The organism is uncultured Aquitalea sp., assembly GCF_945957525.1.
Classification (GTDB): Bacteria; Pseudomonadota; Gammaproteobacteria; order Burkholderiales; family Chromobacteriaceae; genus Aquitalea.
Map to the genome: position 1 here is coordinate 1 of NZ_CAMFLA010000004.1, position 19,613 is coordinate 19,613.

Annotated in this window: 28 protein-coding genes and 1 other RNA gene; 27 read left to right on the plus strand and 2 right to left on the minus strand. The window is 57.3% G+C overall.

Annotation, left to right across the window (positions count from 1 at the left end):
• The 20 genes from Q0P52_RS04790 to Q0P52_RS04880 form a co-directional block, all read left to right on the plus strand.
• On the plus strand, positions 1–402 hold a 402-nt coding region (locus Q0P52_RS04790; protein WP_293813668.1), incomplete at its 5' end, for a DUF3164 family protein.
• Position 403: 1 nt separating this feature from the next.
• On the plus strand, positions 404–850 hold the full coding sequence (locus tag Q0P52_RS04795) for a hypothetical protein (RefSeq protein ID WP_293813669.1): 447 nt from the start codon (positions 404–406) through the stop codon (positions 848–850).
• 1 nt (position 851) lies between these two features.
• Complete coding sequence (locus Q0P52_RS04800) at positions 852–1,244, plus strand: HU family DNA-binding protein (RefSeq protein ID WP_293813662.1); 393 nt, start codon at positions 852–854, stop codon at positions 1,242–1,244.
• 3 nt (positions 1,245–1,247) lie between these two features.
• Positions 1,248–1,310, plus strand: an RNA gene (locus tag Q0P52_RS04805) — hammerhead ribozyme type II.
• Between the two features lie 5 nt (positions 1,311–1,315).
• Positions 1,316–1,744 (plus strand): hypothetical protein, encoded by a 429-nt coding sequence (locus tag Q0P52_RS04810; RefSeq protein ID WP_293813670.1) that lies wholly within the window; start codon positions 1,316–1,318, stop codon positions 1,742–1,744.
• 152 nt (positions 1,745–1,896) lie between these two features.
• Entirely contained in the window at positions 1,897–2,313 is a 417-nt protein-coding gene (locus tag Q0P52_RS04815; RefSeq protein WP_293813671.1) for a regulatory protein GemA, read from the plus strand.
• The gene (locus Q0P52_RS04820; protein WP_293765834.1) at positions 2,310–2,765 is read left to right on the plus strand and encodes a Mor transcription activator family protein; all 456 of its coding nucleotides are present in this window, start codon (positions 2,310–2,312) and stop codon (positions 2,763–2,765) included. The genes Q0P52_RS04815 and Q0P52_RS04820 overlap by 4 nt, the downstream gene beginning before the upstream one ends.
• A 12-nt stretch (positions 2,766–2,777) precedes the next feature.
• Positions 2,778–3,323: a hypothetical protein gene (locus Q0P52_RS04825; protein WP_293765833.1), complete on the plus strand. Its 546-nt coding sequence runs from the start codon at positions 2,778–2,780 to the stop codon at positions 3,321–3,323.
• 108 nt (positions 3,324–3,431) lie between these two features.
• A complete protein-coding gene (locus Q0P52_RS04830) occupies positions 3,432–3,953 on the plus strand; it encodes an N-acetylmuramoyl-L-alanine amidase (RefSeq protein WP_293765832.1) in 522 nt (173 codons plus the stop codon).
• A gap of 165 nt (positions 3,954–4,118) precedes the next feature.
• Positions 4,119–4,358, plus strand: coding sequence for a hypothetical protein (locus Q0P52_RS04835; protein ID WP_293765831.1), 240 nt, complete (start codon positions 4,119–4,121; stop codon positions 4,356–4,358).
• Positions 4,355–4,954: a hypothetical protein gene (locus Q0P52_RS04840; RefSeq protein ID WP_293765830.1), complete on the plus strand. Its 600-nt coding sequence runs from the start codon at positions 4,355–4,357 to the stop codon at positions 4,952–4,954. Before Q0P52_RS04835 ends, Q0P52_RS04840 begins: the two co-directional genes overlap by 4 nt.
• Complete coding sequence (locus Q0P52_RS04845) at positions 4,947–5,150, plus strand: hypothetical protein (RefSeq protein ID WP_293765829.1); 204 nt, start codon at positions 4,947–4,949, stop codon at positions 5,148–5,150. The genes Q0P52_RS04840 and Q0P52_RS04845 overlap by 8 nt, the downstream gene beginning before the upstream one ends.
• A gap of 25 nt (positions 5,151–5,175) precedes the next feature.
• A complete protein-coding gene (locus tag Q0P52_RS19335; RefSeq protein ID WP_366061826.1) occupies positions 5,176–5,346 on the plus strand; it encodes a TraR/DksA C4-type zinc finger protein in 171 nt (56 codons plus the stop codon).
• Positions 5,343–5,717, plus strand: a complete 375-nt coding sequence (locus Q0P52_RS04850) for a hypothetical protein (protein ID WP_293765828.1) — start codon at positions 5,343–5,345, stop codon at positions 5,715–5,717. The genes Q0P52_RS19335 and Q0P52_RS04850 overlap by 4 nt, the downstream gene beginning before the upstream one ends.
• Entirely contained in the window at positions 5,714–6,025 is a 312-nt protein-coding gene (locus Q0P52_RS04855; RefSeq protein ID WP_293765827.1) for a hypothetical protein, read from the plus strand. Before Q0P52_RS04850 ends, Q0P52_RS04855 begins: the two co-directional genes overlap by 4 nt.
• Position 6,026: 1 nt before the next feature.
• Positions 6,027–6,596 carry a DUF3486 family protein gene (locus Q0P52_RS04860; protein ID WP_293765826.1) on the plus strand — a complete coding sequence of 190 codons (570 nt, stop codon included), beginning with the start codon at positions 6,027–6,029 and terminating at the stop codon, positions 6,594–6,596.
• Positions 6,596–8,227 carry a hypothetical protein gene (locus tag Q0P52_RS04865; RefSeq protein ID WP_293765825.1) on the plus strand — a complete coding sequence of 544 codons (1,632 nt, stop codon included), beginning with the start codon at positions 6,596–6,598 and terminating at the stop codon, positions 8,225–8,227. The genes Q0P52_RS04860 and Q0P52_RS04865 overlap by 1 nt, the downstream gene beginning before the upstream one ends.
• 19 nt (positions 8,228–8,246) lie before the next feature.
• Positions 8,247–9,794 carry a DUF935 domain-containing protein gene (locus Q0P52_RS04870; RefSeq protein ID WP_293765824.1) on the plus strand — a complete coding sequence of 516 codons (1,548 nt, stop codon included), beginning with the start codon at positions 8,247–8,249 and terminating at the stop codon, positions 9,792–9,794.
• Positions 9,784–11,079: a phage minor head protein gene (locus Q0P52_RS04875; protein ID WP_293765823.1), complete on the plus strand. Its 1,296-nt coding sequence runs from the start codon at positions 9,784–9,786 to the stop codon at positions 11,077–11,079. The genes Q0P52_RS04870 and Q0P52_RS04875 overlap by 11 nt, the downstream gene beginning before the upstream one ends.
• Before the next feature lie 115 nt (positions 11,080–11,194).
• Complete coding sequence (locus Q0P52_RS04880; protein WP_293765822.1) at positions 11,195–11,746, plus strand: phage virion morphogenesis protein; 552 nt, start codon at positions 11,195–11,197, stop codon at positions 11,744–11,746.
• A 499-nt stretch (positions 11,747–12,245) separates the two neighbouring features.
• Here Q0P52_RS04880 and Q0P52_RS04885 read toward each other — a convergent pair whose 3' ends face one another.
• Positions 12,246–13,370 carry a methyl-accepting chemotaxis protein gene (locus Q0P52_RS04885; protein ID WP_293765821.1) on the minus strand — a complete coding sequence of 375 codons (1,125 nt, stop codon included), beginning with the start codon at positions 13,368–13,370 and terminating at the stop codon, positions 12,246–12,248.
• A gap of 326 nt (positions 13,371–13,696) precedes the next feature.
• Complete coding sequence (locus tag Q0P52_RS04890) at positions 13,697–14,635, minus strand: sensor domain-containing diguanylate cyclase (RefSeq protein ID WP_293765820.1); 939 nt, start codon at positions 14,633–14,635, stop codon at positions 13,697–13,699.
• Positions 14,636–14,798: 163 nt separating this feature from the next.
• On the opposite strand from Q0P52_RS04890, the gene Q0P52_RS04895 reads away from it, so the two are divergent.
• The 7 genes from Q0P52_RS04895 (at position 14,799) to Q0P52_RS04925 (ending at position 19,587) form a co-directional block, all read left to right on the plus strand.
• On the plus strand, positions 14,799–15,848 hold the full coding sequence (locus Q0P52_RS04895) for a phage protease (RefSeq protein ID WP_293765819.1): 1,050 nt from the start codon (positions 14,799–14,801) through the stop codon (positions 15,846–15,848).
• A gap of 37 nt (positions 15,849–15,885) precedes the next feature.
• The gene (locus Q0P52_RS04900; RefSeq protein WP_293765818.1) at positions 15,886–16,281 is read left to right on the plus strand and encodes a hypothetical protein; all 396 of its coding nucleotides are present in this window, start codon (positions 15,886–15,888) and stop codon (positions 16,279–16,281) included.
• Between the two features lie 39 nt (positions 16,282–16,320).
• On the plus strand, positions 16,321–17,349 hold the full coding sequence (locus Q0P52_RS04905) for a major capsid protein (RefSeq protein ID WP_293765817.1): 1,029 nt from the start codon (positions 16,321–16,323) through the stop codon (positions 17,347–17,349).
• 157 nt (positions 17,350–17,506) lie between these two features.
• Positions 17,507–17,704, plus strand: a complete 198-nt coding sequence (locus Q0P52_RS04910; RefSeq protein WP_293765816.1) for a Com family DNA-binding transcriptional regulator — start codon at positions 17,507–17,509, stop codon at positions 17,702–17,704.
• Entirely contained in the window at positions 17,667–18,425 is a 759-nt protein-coding gene (locus tag Q0P52_RS04915; protein WP_293765815.1) for a DNA adenine methylase, read from the plus strand. The genes Q0P52_RS04910 and Q0P52_RS04915 overlap by 38 nt, the downstream gene beginning before the upstream one ends.
• A gap of 95 nt (positions 18,426–18,520) precedes the next feature.
• Complete coding sequence (locus Q0P52_RS04920) at positions 18,521–18,892, plus strand: hypothetical protein (RefSeq protein ID WP_293813672.1); 372 nt, start codon at positions 18,521–18,523, stop codon at positions 18,890–18,892.
• 89 nt (positions 18,893–18,981) lie between these two features.
• Entirely contained in the window at positions 18,982–19,587 is a 606-nt protein-coding gene (locus Q0P52_RS04925) for a 3'-5' exonuclease (RefSeq protein ID WP_293765813.1), read from the plus strand.
• Positions 19,588–19,613: the final 26 nt, after the last annotated feature.

Below are 19,613 nucleotides of genomic sequence, written 5' to 3' on the forward strand. Positions count from 1 at the left end.
GCCAAGGTGGGCGGGGCCAAGGGCAATACCACTCTGACAACCTTTGATGGCCGCTACATGATCAAGCGGGCCGTGTCTGACACGCTGACCTTTGATGAAGGCCTGCAGGCTGCAAAGGCCCTGATTGATGAATGCGTGCATGAGTGGACCGAAGGTGCCCGCAGCGAGATCCGCGCCCTGATCAATGATGCCTTCAATGTGGACAAGGAAGGCAAGATCAGCACCGGCCGCATCCTGTCCCTGCGCCGCCTGGATATTCAGGACGAGAAGTGGCAGCGCGCCATGGCGGCCCTATCTGACTCGGTTCGGGTGCAGTGCTCCAAGAGCTACATCCGCGTGTACGAGCGTATCGGCGACACCGACCAGTATCGGCCGATCTCTCTTGATATTGCGGGGGTGTGAGATGGCCGACCGTAACGACATTCTCGTGCAATGCACCCGGTGCCGAAACAAGCACCAACAATCAGAGCGCATTGCACTGCCATCTGAGCTTGGTCACTCCAGGGTTTGCCCGCGTTGTGGCTGCAAAAGCTACTACGACATGACGCCGCAAGTAGCCTGGTGCTGGGCATCTGGGCTGATTGAGATGGGCACCGAGGAGCAGGTGCCCGAGGGGGGGATCATCATCGCGCGCGGCCCCAAGGCCTTCCTGAAGGGCGAGTTGTTAGCTGCCGCCCGGCATGGCTGGGAGCGCGACCAGTTGCTGGTGCCAGGTGTACCCGAGGCGGCAAATCAGCGTGAGGCCGCTGAAGCGCTGGACAAGTTTCTGGCATGGCGTGGCAAGAGCAATGGCCGGCGCGGGAGCAATGGCGTGATTTATAGCCAGCCAGGCAAGCCGATGGATTGCTGACATGGGTCAGCCAATCGTTGGCAACTGGAAACTTCTAATCCGCAACCTCAGAACCAGAAACATTCCAAAGCATTCGATTTTTTACCTGCTCAAGGAGCAAAGCATGACCAAGCAAGAACTGATCGACAGCATCACTGAAGCCATGAAAATCCGCTACGACCGCGCAGTAAGCAAGGCAGACGTCTCTGCATTCCTAGACTCTTTGAGCGATGTAGCCACCGTGAGCCTAAAGGCCGGAGAGGACGTAATGCTACCAGGTCTCGGCAAATTGGTAGTGAAGGAAAAGGCAGCGCGTGCTGGCCGTAACCCGCAGACCGGCGAAACGATCCAGATCGCAGCTAAACGGGTGGCTGCATTCAGCCCTACCAAGGCGCTGAAAGACGCGCTGGAGTAACCAGTGCGAAACCGCCGAGAGGCGGTCTGCCAGGCGTGGTTGCCTGGTACTGATGAGCAGCCGAGGAAAACATGAAACTGACCAAAGAACAAAAGCAGGAACTGATCGACAAGCTGACTAGCCCGTGGGGCCGGGTAAGCCTCCTATGTGATGGCCATAAAGTGGATCTGGTCGTGAAGCGTTACAAGGGAATGAGATATCGCGTGACCACATATGTGGATGGTCGCTGGGAGGGTAAGTGGGTGTCGGGTAAGGAGGCATATCCCGAACAGAAATTCCTGAACAAGCAAGTACGCCCAGCGTGCCCAAAGAAAGATAAGGCGGCAATGGAGAAGGCAGTAGGCAAGCGCTACTTCAAAAAAATGTGTGCTGAAGAACCCTACTGGACCAAGACCATCACGCTCTATGACGTGACCTGGGCAAGTGGCCGCTCCGCTATCAACCACCTGTGCAAGGTCTGCGGCTCCATCCAGATCGCACCCGAAGAAGCCACCGCTTAGAACCCGGTGTCGAGCCTGCCTTACAGGCTCCGCAACGTGTTTTAACCCATGCAGTCGTGAGCGGCCGGCCCCGATCAACGTACCGGGGTGCGCCGTCCTCTGAAACCGGCTCGGCCGCTCAGCGAGTGCATGGACCAACGGAGACCAAGGAAATGACTGATCGCCGCAAGGCCATGATCGCCAAGATCAAGATTGCCCAGCAGCAGCTACAGATGGCTGATGACAGCTACCGCGCCATGCTGGCACGCCTGACCGATGGCAAAACCAGCAGCACCAAACTGACTCTGCAGCAACTGGATGACGTGCTGGCCGAAATGAAGCGCTTGGGCTTTGTGCAAAAGCCCGCGCAAAAACATGGCCGCCGGCCGCGCACGAAGGACACCCGCGAGACCATCATGGCCAAGATTGAGGCGCAGCTGACTACCGCTGACCGCCCTTGGGCGTACGCACATGCAATGGCCAAGCGTATGTACAAGATCGAAAAGCTGGAGTGGCTGGAGTACGAACAGTTGCACGGCCTGATGGTAGCCCTGGTCTATGACGCAAAACGGAATGGGAGGCCTGCATGAAACGTACTGAATACGAGATTGTGCGGGCAGCACACCTGCTGCCGGATAACGCTAAAGAGTTGGTCAACCTGCTCACTCTTCCGGTGACTCTGAAGTTGGTTGAGGCGTATGGGGGAACTCACTTTCCTATCCCCAAGACCGCAAGAGCAGAGGGGCAGTACTTTTCCGCGCTGGCGGAGGCGGTTGGAGTTGATGCTGCCGGCACGCTGGTACGCAGATTCGGAAATACTCGACTTTATGTACCGAAGTGCGCCAAGGCCTTGCGTGCCCTGCGTGATGCGAACATTCGCGCTGACTACGACAAGAGTTGTACCGAGTTGGGGCATAATGCCACTGTCAATAATGTTTTAGTGCCGAAGTATGGCCTGTGCGACAGGCGTATCGAGAAAATTTTGGAAAGGCCGGATGATCTGCTTCCGGTCGCAGATGAGCTGCAGGGCAGCCTCTTCTAAGAGGGTATTGCAATGAAAATAGGTAAGCTGATTGTAGTGAGCGTTGTCTTGGGTGTAGTCGCTATCGGTGGTTTCATTGGCTACAAAGAGTATGCATTCAAGAAGGAGCAGGCTGAAAGTGAACGCCTTGCCAAAATACACCAGGAATCCGAAAAAATGCGGAGAGTGATAGAGCTGCAGGGGGTACTCGCTTATCTCAATCAGCTTCACTCAGACTTTGCTAAAGCTGTGGTTTCGATGAAATTAGCAGGTAGTGTCTTGGAAATTCAAAACCTGACCAAATCGAATACATCGGAGCTGCCCAAGGTAACAGCCACTCTACGGGATGTACAAAAATTGGTCGAAATGACCCCTGAGAAGGGATGCGTGACACCGGCAAAGCAGCGCTTGCAAAGCGGCATTCCCTCAGTAATAGAAGCTTTTGATCTGATTGCGTTGTCTCAAGAAAGTGAGGCAGATGAAAAAATGAAGGCCGCAAAGCTAAAATTTGCTGAGTACAACGAGCTGCATGATGCATGCCTAAAAGCAACGACAGATGAACTGAGAAACATTAGATGACAGCCCCGCCCCGAGCGGGGCTTATCATTTATACCGAACCCTTTCCCAGTCTGGCCTCCCACCTCAAATCCCTACGATTTCCCCTGACGCAACACACCAGGAGACATCGTGTCCCGCCCCATCAATCTGATTGTGATCCACTGCTCGGCTACTCCGAATGGCCGTCAGCTCGGATCAGCCAACACGTCGGCCGCGCAAGTCATTGACGGCTGGCATGCCCAGCGCGGCTTTCATCGCCAGCCTGCCGCCATCGCCGCTTATAACCCCCAGCTCAAAGCCATCGGTTACCACTTTGTCCTAGACGTCGACGGCACCAAGAACACCGGTCGTGCGCTGGATGAAGTCGGAGCACATGTCGCCGGCTTCAATGCCAACTCCATCGGTATCTGCATGGCCGGCACCGATGCGTACTCCACGGCTCAGTGGGGTGCACTGACCTCTCTGGTCAAAGCACTGAAAGAGAAATATCCGGCAGCGCGCATCGTTGGCCATCGCGATCTGTCCCCGGATCTGAACGGTGACGGGACCATCGAACCCAGCGAGTGGGCCAAAACCTGCCCCGGTTTCACCGTCGCGGACTGGCTGGCTGCAGGTATGAAGCCGCAGCCCAAAAACATCCTGGCCAGCTAATGCACCGGCCACTCATTTACCTGTTGCTGCATGCCCAAGCAGCCCACCATCTTCCACCATTTCCCTGGCGGATGATTGAACACCAGGCATCACCGGTAGGCCATCGCGGACCTAGCGGTGTAGCCAAGGCCTGGCGCGCAGCAGCCAAGAGAAGGAACCGCCGTCGTGCAACTCGCTGACATCCTCACAAACCCGGTTACCCAGCGCCTGTCGCAGAGCAAGTTCTGCATCGCCGTCGCTCTGGTGGCCACCACCTTTGCCTTGGTCTGGGAGGTGGTTCATGGCCGCGCAACCGAATGGCTGTATGGCCTCTACCTTGCCGCATGGGTGACTCATGCCCAAGCCAGCAAGCGGGCTGCGATCTCTCGCGATGCGCTTACCACTCCGAAAGGCGGTGAACAGTGAGCCTGACTGATTTTGTTGTCCCCAGCTGGGCCAAGGCGCTGCTGCTATGCGCCGCCATTGGTGGCGTGCTCTACAAGGTGGACCAGCACGGATTTGCCGCCGGCGAAGCGGCCGCCTATGCCTCAGAAGCCAAGTCGCGAGCATCACTGGTCAAGGGCTATGAAGACCGCATCCAGGGGCTGCTCGCTGAAAAAATTGCCGAACGCGATGCCGCGTTACGCGATCAACAGGCGGTGCTGGATCAGGCTAACCGGGTTGGCACTGCATTGCTGGAAGAGCGCGCAAAGCTGACCGCAATGCAAAAGACCCTGCGAAAGGAGATTCCCCATGTCGCACAAACTGATGGTGCTCGCTGGACTGGTCTTGGTCCTGCAAGCCTGCGGCTCTACGCCGCCTACCTCGGCTACTCAGGTTATTCGGGTCTGCCCGCACCCCACCCCGGAGATGCTGCAAAAGCAGACCAAGCCGCCGGCACCGACAGCGGGATACCTCCAGCAGACCTCTTAGCCCACGCCGCCGACTATGGCGAATGGTGCCGGAAGCTTGAGAGCCAAGTAGATGCCTTCATCACCTTGTATGGAGGCAGTCATGAGTGATCTGGGGATTGTGCAGAACGACCAGGGCGATCTGCTGGACGTACTGGAGACCAAGGGAGCAGAGCTGACCCGTCTGCTAGCTCAGATCGAAGGTCTGGGCGGCGACAAGGCTTGTGCTGCCGAGGCGGCAAAACGCTTGGCCGAATGCCTGTTCTGGGCTGACCGTGCGACGCAGGTGTTCGATGGATCCATTTGATCGTGCACAAGCACTGGAGCTAGAAATGCGAGAGGCCCTGATTGCCGAACAGCGCGCTCTGGCTCCGTGGGGTAAGCCAGCTACGCACTGCGTAGATTGTGGCAACGAAATCCCGCTGGAGCGCCAGCAAGCAGCACCGGGTCTGCGCTGCACACATTGTCAGAGCGCCATCGAGCGCCGAGGGGGGAGCCGGTGACGGTCACTGTTGATTTTTGGCATCTGGTCGGTTTGCTGCTGGGCTTTCTGAGTGTGCTTTTCACCTTCGGCAAGCTATTGCTGGGCCAGATTGAGCAGCGTCTCGACCAGCGCTTCAAAGCCATTGATGAGGCAAACAATGCTACCAGCACCCACTGGGACACGCGCTTTGCCGAGTTGATGGAACAGAACCGACGCGAGGCAGATGGCTGGCAACGCATCGAAAAAGACTTCCTGCGTTTCCAGGCTGACCTGCCACTGCAATACGTGCGCCGGGAAGACTACGTCCGCAACCAGACCGTGATCGAGGCCAAGCTGGATAGCCTCGCCCTCAAAATCGAAAACGTCCAATTGAAAGGACTGCAGCAATGAATATCGATGCCGCAAAAATCCGCCGCGAAAGCCTGCGCTGGTACCTGGTACTGGCGGTGTACAACGCCCGTCCTACTGAAGTTGTCGAGGATGTGATCCAGCAAACCATGCGCGCCATCTACCCTGACGTATCGCCGCTGGAGGTGCGCAAGGAGTTGGACTATCTGGAAGACCGCGCCATGGTAAAGCTACGCAAAGAGCCTGCCGGTCGCTGGTGGGCGGATATCACCCGCTATGGCGTGGACCTGGCCGAGTACACCATCGACTGCCAACCCGGTATCGCACGCCCTGAAAAATACTGGAACTGATATGGCCGCACGCACCAGCGTTTCCATGCTGCCGGCCGAGGTGCGCGCCTGGCTGGACCAGTCCCTGGTTGACGGCAATTTCAGTGGCTACCAGGCACTGGAGGAGCTGCTGCGCGACAAGGGCTACAGCATCAGCAAGTCGGCTATTCACCGCTATGGCCAGAAGATCGAACGCCGCTTTGCTGCGATCCGCGCCAGTACCGAAGCGGCCAAGCTGCTGACACAGGGCGCATCGGATGACACTGACACCCGCTCTGAAGCCTTGCTTGCCATGGTGCAGACCGGGCTGTTTGAATCCATCGTCAATCTGCAGGAAGCCAGTGACGAGGATATCTCCAATGAAGACCGGATCGCCATTCTGTCCAAGGTGGCCAAGAACATCGCCACCTTGAGCCGAGCCAGTGTCAACCAGAAGAAATTCCGTCTGGAAGAGGAAGCACGCATCGAGCAGAATGCCCGCGCTGCGCTGCTGGCAGAACAGGAGCAGAAGCTGGAGGAACTGCGTGGCTCGGATGGCATGAGCGAACAGATGGAAAGCAGCATCCGTCGCATCCTGCTGGGTAAAGAGTGATGACAGAACCCGTACAGCAAGCCCCGTTAAAAGCCCTGGGCAGCCCGCGCAAAATTAACCTGGCCGAGGAGCTGGAGCTGGCCGGGGTGGTGGTGCCGCAGGAAGTAGCCGAAGCCATTCCAGCCGAGCAGCCAGTTTTTCTGCCCTACCAGCAGCGCTGGTTTGAGGACGAGTCTCAGATCATGATCGCTGAGAAGTCGCGCCGTACCGGTCTGACCTGGGCAGAAGCCGGCCGCAACGTGGTGAAGGCCGCCCGGCCGCGCCGTCGCCAGGGCTGCAATACCTTCTATGTCGGCTCCAAGAAAGAGATGGCGCTGGAGTACATCGCCGCCTGCGCGCTGTTCGCCAAGGCCTTCAACGAGCTGGCCAAGGCTGACGTGTACGAGCAGACATTCTGGGATGAGGGCAAGCAGGAGGAAATCCTCTCCTACATGATCCGCTTCCCCAAGTCGGGTTTCAAAATCCAGGCACTGTCCAGTCGGCCATCCAATCTGCGTGGTCTGCAGGGTGATGTGGTGATTGATGAGGCGGCCTTCCATGAATCCCTCGAGGAGCTGCTCAAGGCCGCCCTGGCATTGACCATGTGGGGCAACAAGGTCCGGCTGATCAGCACCCATAACGGGGTCGAGAATCTGTTCAATGAGCTGATCCTGGAAGCCCGTGCCGGCAAGCGAGACTACAGCATCCACCGCATCACGCTGGACGATGCGATTGCCGATGGCCTGTACAAGCGCATCTGCTACGTCACCAACCAGGAGTGGTCGGCTGAGGCTGAGGCGAAGTGGCGGGCTGATCTGTACAAGAATGCCCCGAACCCCGAGTCGGCGGACGAGGAGTACGGCTGCGTCCCCAAGAATAGTGGCGGTAACTGGCTCTCCAGTCTGCTGATTGAAAAGCGCATGTCTGCCGATACTCCGGTACTGCGCTATGAGTGCCCGGCTGGCTTTGAACTGGAACCGGACCATGTCCGTGCCAGCCACTGCCAGGACTGGATTGATTCGGTGCTGCAGCCGGAGCTGGATAAGCTGCCCAAGGGGGGGCGTAGCTTTGATGGTGAGGACTTTGCCCGCAGTGGTGACTTGTCGGTCCATGTCCCCTTGATTGAGATGCAGAACCTGGTCAAGCGCGTGCCATTCATCCTGGAAATGCGCAATGTGCCCTTCCGCCAGCAAGAGCAAATCACCTTCCACTTGCTGGATAACCTGCCGGGCTTTGCCGGTGGCGCATTTGATGCCCGAGGCAATGGCCAATATCTGGCCGAAGTAGCCATGCAGCGCTACGGGGCGGACCGCATCCACCAGGTGATGCTGTCGGAGAGCTGGTACCGCGAACACATGCCCCCGGTAAAAGCCGCCCTCGAGGACGGCGACCTGGACGGGCTACCAAAAGACAAGGATGTGCTGGCCGACATGCGCGCCGTGCAGATCATCAAGGGGGTGCCGCGTATCCCGGATACCCGCACTACCGGTGAAGACAAGGGCAAGCGCCACGGCGACGTGGCTGTTGGGGTGGCCTTGGCCGTGTATGCGGCCCGCGTGATTGATGCCGCTCCGCTGGCCACCCGAGGGTATCGCGGTCTGCCGCGCAGCGGCTTCAGCGGCTCCAGTCGCTTCGGGCGAGGTACTTGGTAATGAATAGGGAGTGCAAAACATGGCGCAAATTGTAGGGCCGGATGGTCAACCGATTAACACGGGTCTGCTTAAAACCACAATCGCCACTCCGTCGCTGACTGGTGTACGACAGATCGTGGCCAGCCATACCCAGGGGCTGGATCCGGTCATGCTGGGTCACATCCTGCGCAGGGCCGTCGACGGCGATGCTGGTGCATATCTCCGTCTTGCAGAAGATATGGAAGAAAAGTACCTCCACTACGGCTCGGAGCTGACTACGCGCAAGCGCGCCCTGGTCGGGCTTGAGCTGTTTGTGGAGCCAGCCGGCGATGATCCGGCCAGTACGGCAGCCGCAGAGCTGGTGCGCGAAGCACTGCCGGTCGTAAAGGAATCCTTGTTCGACGTGCTGGATGCTATCGGCAAGGGCTACTCGGTTCACGAGATTGACTGGGATCTTAGCGAGAAACAGTGGATGCCGAAGGGTCTGTCCTACCTGCAACCCTACTGGCTCCAGACGCGCCGGGACGCACCTGACACATTGTTCCTGCGCGCGGACTTTGACCCCTATGGCACACCACTTACTCCGTTCAAGTTTGTCGTGCATAAGGCCAAAGCCAAGTCAGGCGTCCTGATTCGTGGTGGCTTGGCGCGGATGGCCACGTGGGCCTTCCTGTTCAGCAACTATGCGGTCAAGGACTGGGTTGTATTTGCCGAGGCTTACGGCCAGCCGCTGCGGGTGGGTAAGTACGACGCCAACGCGACCCCACAGGATATTGATGTGCTGCTGGCAGCACTTCGTAGTCTGGGTACCGACGCTGCAGCTGTGATTCCGAAGAACATGGAGATCGACTTTGTCGACGCCGGCAACAAGACGGCCTCGGTTGATATCTATGCACGGCTCGCGGAGTACTTCGACAAGCAGACCAGCAAGGTGGTGCTGGGGCAGACGCTGTCGACCAATACGGGCGGTGCGGATGGCGGTGGTGCCTATGCCTTGGGCAAGGTCCACAACGAGGTGCGCGAGGACATCCTCGACTCGGATGTCGAGCAGCTTGAAAGCACATTGCAACGGGACTTCGTCCGGCCCATCGTGGATCTGAATCAAGGGCCGCAGACTATCTATCCCAAGATCCGGGTCAGGGTGAACAAGCCAGAAGATCTGACAGCACTTGCCGGCGTGGTGGACACCTTGGTCCGGGCTGGCCTGCCTCTGGGGCAAGAGTCCATGTATGCGCGCTTTGGGCTGACGCAACCCAAGGCCGATGAGCCGTTGCTGGTACCGATTGACACCCCGGCCACGCAACAGGCCATGAATCGCTACCGCGCCATGAATACAAACGGTAGCGTCCAGACGGATCCCATGGCCCCGCTCCTTGCACAACTGACTCAGCAAGCCAGCGACCCGATGCAGAACATCCTGCAAACGATACGACAGGCACTGCATGATGCTCCGGATCTGGAGAGCTTCCAGCAGTGGCTGGTGAACGGGTTTGGCGACTTGCCGACCACCCAGCTGCAGCGGGTAATGAATACCGCGTTTAGCCTGGCGGAGCTGTCAGGCCGCTATGAGGTCAGCAATGGCCGATAACGCCCCGCCACTGAGCGCCGTCTTCAAGGCGCCTTGGCAGACACAGCTGGATTTTTTCAGGCAGAAGCTCAACCTGCCGACCGAGGCCTGGACCGACATCATGAAGGCACAGCACGACCGCGCCTTTGTGGTTGCCGGTGCCATGGCTGGCGACTTGCTGGAGGATCTGCGCCAGGTGGTGGACAAGGCGGTCGCTGGCGGCAGTACGTTGGCCGATTTCAGGCGGGACTTTGACAGCATCGTCAGTCAGCACGGCTGGGACTATACCGGTGGCCGGAACTGGAGAACCAATGTCATCTACCAGACCAACCTGACCACCAGCTATGCCGCCGGCCGTTACCAGCAGTTGACTGATCCGGACATGCTGTCAGTTCGGCCATACTGGCGCTACCGCCATTCAGACTCAGTCCTGCGGCCGAGACCACAGCATCTTGCCTGGAACGGTCTTATCCTGCGTGCCGACGACCCGTGGTGGCAGACCCATTACCCACCGAACGGGTGGGGATGCCAATGCACCATACAGGCAGTATCCGAGCGAGAGTTACGCGAGAAATACGGCAAGAGCGGGCCAGATCAGGCTCCAGTGATTGAGACGAGGAAGATCGTGCTGGAGGATGGCAGCTCCAGTTATGTCCCGGTCGGCATCGACTACGGCTGGGACTATGCGCCGGGTCAAGCCAACCTTGGCCGTCTGTTGCTGGACAAGGCCGCAACGACATCAGCCCCTATCGGCGCGGCAGCCATCGACAGCGCTGTTCAGCACATCCTGGCACTGGACAACGTCGTCCAGGAGCGCTGGCAGCCCTTGGTTAAGCGCATCTATCCGGATCCGTCTGCTTACCAGCCGACCAAGATCCGGATCAATATCGGCGCGCTGTCGCCGGAGCTGGTCCGCACAATTGGCTGGGTTCGAGGCGAAGAGCTAGCCACGGCAGTCATCAGCGTGAATGACCATGAAATCAAGCACGGACTGAGGGATATTGGCGGTAAGGCAGACAAGCGCATCAGCCTGCAAGATGCACTGCAGGCCGTGACAGGAATGTGGAAACCGGACCGGGTGTACCAGCAGATCAATCAAGGGGCACCTGAGCCTGTTTATCTGGCGGTGTGGCCCTCAGTGGATGGCAATCGCTATGTGAAGGCCGCCATCAACATCAACTACCGTACCAAAGACAAGGATGCAGCCGGCAAGCGTTTTACATTGCAGACCAATACGCTGCTGACGCTAGGCTATGTAGATTTGCGGGATCTGGATAATCCGCAGCTCTACCAGCGGATTCTATGAAAGGAGAAGTAACCGTGCCGGCAGGACGCCACCCCCTGCGTGTGCACGCCCCGAAGGCCTACGGGGGTTGCAATACGTACAGCGATTTCACGTATTCCGGCACGGCTAATTCATTATGAGTGATAACTCGTTTCAGATCCAAGTCACCAACGATGCGATCGGCGATGCGTTGACCAGGCTGTTGGAGGAAAGCCGCAATCTGCGGCCGGCGCTGCTGGACTTTGCTGAATGGGCGAAGGCGGAGACAGATCAGCATTTTATTGACCAGGTAGACTGGCGTGGCCAGCCTTGGGCACCCAATGCCAAGGCGACCTTAACGCAGTATCTCCGTACGCACGGTGGTACCAGGAACTACAAGAAAGACGGCTCGCTGAGTAAGGCCGGCGAAAAACGATTGGGAGCCAAACGGATCCTGCAGGTGTCCGGCAACCTGCGCCGCGCCGCCTTCAGCTTTGATGCCACGGCTACTGGGCTTCGATTTGGGCCATGGGGCAATGGCTTGGATGCCTACGCCGCCATCCAGCAGCTCGGCGGCCAAACCGGTCGAGGACTTAAGGTCACCATTCCGGCCCGCCAGTATCTGCCAGTGGATAGCGAAGGTAACCTTGACCCTGTCGCCGAAGCCAGGCTGCTCGAGCTGCTGGTGGAGCACTTTTCAGCTGGGTAAAAAAAAGCCGCCTGGTTGAGTAGGCGGCATGAAGCGGAATTTGGAGGATCGCTATGGTCCCCTAGGGAAGCCAAGGGGGAACGAAGTTCCACTTTCATCATTGACGGCGCTATGCCTAGCTTCAAGGAAAATCACCAAAATACGTATTTGTACTGAGTCGGGTTATTGAAGCAATAAAAAGGCCGCCCCAGTCAGGAGCGGCCAAACATCGAACTTGCTAACACAACCTTGGATGCAGCCCAAAGATGATGTCACTTACCCATATCAGAAACAAGTTAGCCTTTCGACCTAGTCGCAGCCCCCAAGCAGGCTCGTAAACGCCCACAGTGACGCTATCATCAGCGGATAGGACAAGGACTGCAACGATACTTTTTAATCGCGCCAGCCCCCGTTAACTCACGTTAATTAGGTACTTCAAATACCATAGTGGCTTAGGGACTGTTTGAAACCATGCAAAATCCTGTCTAGACGTTGCGCCGGGGTGCAATGGAGCGGTGGTTCAGCGCTGACTGATGCCTTGAAGTTGGTCGCTGATGTTTTGTGCAGTGGCGGCCTGTTCTTCTGAGGCGTGGGCAATCTCGAAAGTGAAATCACGCATGTGATTTACCTCTTCCACAATGGCGGCGATGGCGTTTTGCGCCCGCTGGAAATCCTCTTCGGTGTCGCGCACCTTGTCGCGCCCGTCGCCCATCGAGGTAATGTTCACCTGAACTTCTTGCTGGATGTCGCGAATCATGCCGCCGATTTCCGCCGTGGCTTTGGCCGTGCGTTCGGCCAACTTGCGCACCTCGTCGGCGACGACGGCGAAGCCCCGGCCCATTTCACCGGCGCGTGCGGCTTCGATGGCGGCGTTCAGCGCCAGCAGGTTGGTCTGGTCGGCAATGTCCTTGATCACGTTGACGATCTGGCCGATGGTTTCCGAGCGTTTGCCCAGCGAGGTGAGATTGTCTGCGGTTTCTGTCACCAGAGAGCTGACGTCCTTCATGCCGGTTGCGTTGGTCTGAACGATGTCTCGCCCCTCAAAGGCGCGTTTCAGCATCAGCTCCGCGGACTCCGACGCCGAGGCAGTTCGCACCGCCACCATTTCGATGGTGGCGCTCATGGCCTGCATATTGACCGATATCTCGTCGATGCGCGCTTCCAGAAACTCTCGTCTTTTATCGTTGGCTTCTCTTAGCGATTGGGCTTCCAGTTCGGCGCTGACATCCTGAAAACTGGCCATGAAGCACAGCAATTTGCCGGGATCGCGCTCGCTCCAGACGGGGAAGACTTTGGTTTTGAAAGTGACCTGGCCCACAGGAATATAAGCTTCATGGTTTTCCATGCGGCGCGAGGCCAGATCCGAGAGGATGCGGCGAATGCGTTCCGGGTCGCGGTGGAACTGATGGATGGAGTGCTGGAAAGCCTTGTTGACGTCCACGCCCCCGCGAAACTTCTGATTCATCATGTCCCTGTGCCGGTTCAATGTTTCCCGGGCCGTGCGGTTCATGTAGAAAATGGTGTTCTCCGGCGTGGTATCCGCCAGCATGATCAGATTGTCGACGTTATCCAGTACGGATTTGAACTGATGCAACTGCTCTTCATCCTGAGCGGTACTGTCTTTGCTTTTCTTGAAACCGAACATGACGATACATCTCCTAAGTATATGTTTGTCAGGCAGAGACAGCGCCGATGCCTTTCTTGGAGCCACAAACGGAATCTCATGGGAGCCCTGAACCAAGACGCGCCAACGCAGGCCGTAGGCGGGGCACGACATGGCAACGCAAGATTTGAAAGAAGTGGGTCTTGATTTCTACTTGTTCTTGTTTGTTATAGATTGATGGCATCGTGCCGATTTTGGCAATCGAATCTTTTGCCGCAGGCACATCTTGAACGTCATTCGTAAAAAAAAAGTTGCAGGGATGCTTTCTGGGCGGGCTTAGCGCCGGAGGTTGCGAGATAGACTTCAGTCTAAGCTTGCCGCTTCTGCCTTTTCTCTTCAAACATCAGATGATCTGCATGGCTCCATGCAGCCTGGAGTGACCTTTTAGGCGAACGAATGGCCATACCTTGTGATGCGTTGATGCCCTCTGCAGCCAAATTGTTGCGCAACCTGACCGCTAAAGCTTTAGCTTCCTTGCTATCACACTCAACAAAAATAATGCCGAATTCATCACCACCTAATCTGGCAAGAATATCGCATGATCTTATTGAGGCCTGCATCACACGTGCCGCACGACTGATGAGCTGGTCACCCGCATCATGTCCAAGGCTGTCATTCACCACTTTCAGTTGATCCAGGTCGATAACCACGGCAGCCACAGGTGACCCATACCGACGTGCTCGTTCTTCTTCTTTTATCAAAAGCAAATCCCATGCACGGCGGTTGAACAATCCGGTCATGCCATCTGTGTGAGCTTCAATCTCCAGCTTTTCAATACGCCGTTGTTCTGAGTTGATCATCAACTCATTTGCCAGAATGGTGCTAAGCAAACTGGCCAAGAGTTCAATCATGTCTTGGTATTGCAATATTTCAGCGGGTTGCGGATCTGGGTCGATGGCACACAAAGTGCCAAAGAGTGATCCATCCCGCTGCATTAACGGTGTCCCGATATATGCCCTAATCGGAACCTGTTGGCCGATAGGAGCTTCTGCGTAAGATGGCACCAAACTCGAGTCAGGTGCAATTCTTGGGCCATAACCTTTAACCATCCTTGAGCAAAAAGAATCTGTCCACTTAAAAACGGTGCCCTGGGAAACATCATATTTATCAGTTTGCACTGACAATACAATCCAATCATTCCCCTCAACTCTTGTAACCATCCAAAGGCCAAACCCAAGAGTTTCATGTAAATAGTTTAAAATTGCATTGCTTGCACTTTCAAATGTGTGCTGGCTAGTCAATTCCATCGCTTGGTTTCTCCTTTCAATGACCCAGTATGAATATGGCGAGATCAGATTAAAAATAGATGGTTTACGCTAGGACTGCTTAGTCGTTCTGCAAAACACTAAGTAACTCTACCGAACACATTCCCCCGTTTTTGGATTTGTGTAGCTGCCCACAATGCAGCCCATGAACCCGATCCGCCTCGCCCTCTCCAGGGCATTCAACCATGCCACCTTGCCTGCCGGTATGCAGCGGGCCAGTTGCGCCATGTCGCTGCCTTTGGGCGTGGATGGCGAAGTGCCCGAGTGGTGTCCCGTCATTCCTGCCGGCACCTTCTCCGGCCGGGATGGCCGTGGCCCTTGGCACGCTGACATCAATGCGATTCTGACCGAGTTCGCCGCTAACCAGGCACAGGGCATCGAGCCTGTCGTGGACTACGACCACCTCAGCATGGTGTGTCTGGAAACCGGCCAGCGCGCCCCGGCCGCAGCCTGGGTCAAGCAGCTGCAAGACCGGGATGGTGAGACTTGGGCCCGGATGGAGTGGAATGCCGCCGCCAGCGCAGCCATTCAGGCCAAGGAGTGGCGTTATCTGTCACCCGTTTTCGATTTTGACGCCAGCGGCCGCGTGGTCCGCCTGGTATCCGTGGGGCTGACCAACAACCCGAATCTGTTTCTACGTGCCCTCAACTCACAGGAGAACCGCATGGACCCGATTGACCAATTGCTGCAGCAGCTCGGCGTCAGTATCACTGACGCTATGGATGCCGCCAGCAAGCTTGCTGCCGCGCTGTCCGCCATCCAGACCTTGCAGTCGGTCACTGCATCGACTCAGACCGCCATGAATAGCCTGCGTCAGGCTACCGGCGCAGCTGCTGATGCAGACCTCATCACGGTAGCCAACAGCATCATGTCCAGCTTCGTGCCCCGCGCCGAGTACGAGCGGGTGGCCAACAGCCTGGCGCAACTGCAGCAGGGTAGTCGCGAGAGCGAACTGGACAAGGCACTGGATGACGCCATCAAGGGCGGCAAGATCGCCCCCGCTTCGCGCAGTTACTTCCGCGCCATGGCCAGCCAGGACATGAAGGCCTTCCAGGACTTCATTAAAGGAGCGCCGGCGATCATTCAGCCCGGTGCGACGGAAACCAGCCGCGCGGCCAATACCCAGCAAGCAGACCAAGGCAAAGGCGACAACGCTCTGATCGCCAATGCCAAAGCCCGCGCAGCTGCCAAGTAACCGTTATTCAGTGGCCATCGGCCCGTAAAGGAACGACATGAAAACCCTGACGATCAATCAGACCCTGCCGCCGCAGATCCCGCTGATCGGCGAACCGGACGAATACGGCGAAACCGTGCAAGTCGGTCCGGATGCGCTGCCTGCCGGCACCATTCTCGGTGTGGCAACGCTGGACGATGAGCTGGCCGTGCCGTGGAAAGCGGGTGACAACCCGCTGGCGTACGTGCTGGGGGTCACTCGCAAAGACCTGCCTGCAGCCGATGCCGGCATTGCCTCCCGTGACGTAGGCACCGCCGCCGGTGACTGCGTGGTGGCGCTGGATACCCTGCCCGAACTGCAGGCTGCCCAGTCCAGCCAACCGGCTCACTTCCGCCACGTCAGTCGCCAACTGTCGGCCCGTGGTATCCGTATCGTCCTGCGCGCCGGCGACTAAGCGTCACCGTCCCGCTTTCTATCGCAAAGGAAATTCGACATGCCCCAATCCATTGCAGACCTGCTGCAGGATCCGGCGTTTAGCGTCGCCAGCCTGACTGACGCCATCCGACTGTTGCCCAACACCTATTCCAAGGTAGGTCAGAGCGGCATCTTCGTGCGCAAGGGCGTGAATGCCCGCACCGTCGCACTGGAATACGCCGGCGGCCGCATCCATCTGCTGGCCAACCAGGACGTCGGCAGCCCTGGTCAGCGCACCAAGCGCGACAAGCGCAACGTGAAGTACTTTGGTGTCCCGCACATTCCACACGATGACACCATTTTGGCAGCGGAGCTGATTGGCTCCCGCGCCTTTGGCAGCAGCGATACGCTGACGGTGTCGGATGTGGCCAACGTGATCAACAACCACCTGCAGGACATGAAGGTCCGCCATGACCTGACTCAGGAATGGATGATGCTGGGTGCCATCAAGGGCAAGATTCTGGATGGCGACGGCGAGCTGATGTACGACCTGTTCAAGGAGTTCAACCTCCAGAAGAAGGTGATTGAATTCAAGTTGTCGGATCCGGCCTTTAACGTGAAGAAGGCCTGCGCCGACGTGTGCCGCCATATTGAGAAGAACCTGTTGGGTGATATCTCGACCGGCATCAAGACCTGGGTCGATGCGGACTTCATGGATGCATTCACCACTCATCCGAATGTGGAAAAGGCGTTCCAGGGCTGGGCGGCCGCGCAGGAGAACATTGGTGGCGATGTCCGCAGTGGCTTCAAGTTCGGTGGCATCACCTTTGAAGAATACACCGGCGAAGTCCCGAAGGCGGACGGCAAGACCATGGTGCCGCTGATCAATGCCGGCACTGGCCATGCTATCCCGCTCGGTACGCGTCAGACCTTCCTGATGTATGACGCGCCGGCAGACTTCATGGAGGCGGTCGGCACGCTGGGGCAGCCGTACTACGCCAAGATCCGGAACACGGACTTTGATCGCGGTGTGGACATGCACACCCAGTCCAACCCGTTGCCGCTGTGCGCCCGTCCGGGCGTGCTGGTGGAACTCAAACTGACCTGATGACGCCGTAAGGCGAGAGAGAGACAGCGACCGGCGCAGTGTGGGGACACTGCGCCGGCCAGCTGACTGCAGACCGTAGCTGCAAGCCAACCCGAGGCTGCCACTTTCGTGCACGAAAGCCTGGCCAGTTTACCGGGTTTTAAAGACCTTGCAGAGAATGGAAAACGAAATTCGCTGTGGCCAATGCGGCCGCAAACTGGCGGAAGGCCAGTACCTGACCCTTCACATCAAATGCCCGCGCTGCCGGGCGATGAATCACTTCAAGGCCACGAGCCACACTCCAGAGCACCAGGGCGTGCCAGACAGGACACGACCTGATGCAAAACCTACCGATCATTCCGTGGCTCGGCGGTAAGCGCCGCCTTGCCAAAACCTTGCTGCCGCTGTTCCCGGAGCACACCTGCTATGTGGAGCCGTTTTGCGGGGCGGCAGCCCTCTATTTCATGAAGGCGCCTTCCAAGGTCGAGGTGCTCAACGACGTCTCCGGGGACGTCGTGAACCTCTATCGGGTGGTTCGCCACCATCTGGAGGAATTCACCAGGCAATTCAAATGGGCCTTGATCTCGCGTGAGATGTACAAGTGGCTGCAGATCACCCCGGAAGAAACCCTCACCGACATCCAGCGTGCCGCCCGTTTCTACTACCTGCAGAAAATGGCCTTTGGGGCCAAGGTGCAGGGACGTAACTTTGGCACTGCCGCCACCACGCCACCCCGGCTAAATCTATTGCGCCTCGAGGAGGAGCTGTCTGCGGCGCATCTGCGCTTGTCCCGAACCTACATTGAGCATCTGGACTGGAAAGCCTGCATGCAAAAATACGACAGGCCGGGCACCCTGTTCTACGCCGATCCGCCGTACTGGCAGACGACTGGTTACGGTGTTCCTTTCGGGTTTGAGGAGTATGTCGCGCTGGCGGAATTCATGCGTACCTGCCAGGGAAAGGTCATCCTCAGCATCAATGACCACCCGGACATCCGTGACGTGTTCTCCAGTTTCAGGACCGAGCAAGTAGCGATCCAGTACAGCGTCAATGCGAACAAAAGCAAGCCCAGCTCCGAGCTGATCATACGCAACTGAGATTGCAATGTGCTTTGTGGTGGGAGTTATTTTGAAATCGAAAATCGGGATGGTAACGTATGCATACGGTTTAAATTTAACCGGAAATTTTGCATATGAGGTTGCAGATGAATTTTTTTGATTACATCACCGCACTTGTACGGGATGGCGGAAAATCCTTCCTGATGCTGGCTGCAGTCTATTGTCTTGCCCGGCTTGCCATTGAAAGCGGATTGGAAAAGGGGGCGGCTCTCTCCCATGCCGTCATCGCTGCCATACTGCTGTTGTGGATAGTGGTCCCCAATGGCTGGACCGAACTTTCCTATCAACTCGGGGCGGTCCCCAGTTTTGAGGATCTGCGTGCAGGGAGAAGCCCAGAAGTCGTGGCTCAAGTCCTGACGTTTGAATTCTGGGGGAGCGTGCTCGGTATTGTGGCCGGTTTCCTTGTCTGGATCGGACTCATTGAACCGCGCAGGTGGGGATACTGATCTTGAGATAAAGCCTGCCGGCTGGCAGGCTTTTTTTATGACGTTTCCGGGTTGTCATGTGACAATGCCAGCCAAAGGAGACTTGTCGCATGACCACCATCCCTGCTCTGATTTCCCTGGATATCGAAACCCTACACCAGAAGGTACCCGAGGCAGCCGTGATCGCTATTGGCGCGGCCCTGTTCGTCGATGGTGTCGAGCAAACCGACCTGCGTCTGTCACTTCTGATTGATGTAGATGATACGTTGAAGTACGGCATCAGCGATGTTGACACCATGCTCTGGCACATCAAGCAGGGCCATGAGCACGTGGCCGGGCTGGGTTTGTTCCAAGACAGGTCCACGCACTTGCTGAGGGATGCGCTGAATCAGTTATCTGACTGGATTGCCAGTGCAAAAGCTGTTGCAACATCCGCCCAAATTATCACTCGGGACCCTGATTTCGATATTGCCATCCTGAATGACAAGTATCAGGCGCTTGGCCTCATTCCTCCATGGCGCTTCTATGAGCCCCGGAGTCATCGCACCCGCGAAGAAGATCTGCGCTGGATGCAGGAGTTGCTGGGTATTGAAGTTGCGCCAACATATACCAAGTACACCAAGGTAGCCCATGATGCACTGGCCGATGCTGTGAGTCAGGGAGAGTACTTATGCATGCTGTATCGATCCATCATGGAAGTCACGAGGAAGAAATAGTTAAAGTGGTGGATTGACATCGAATG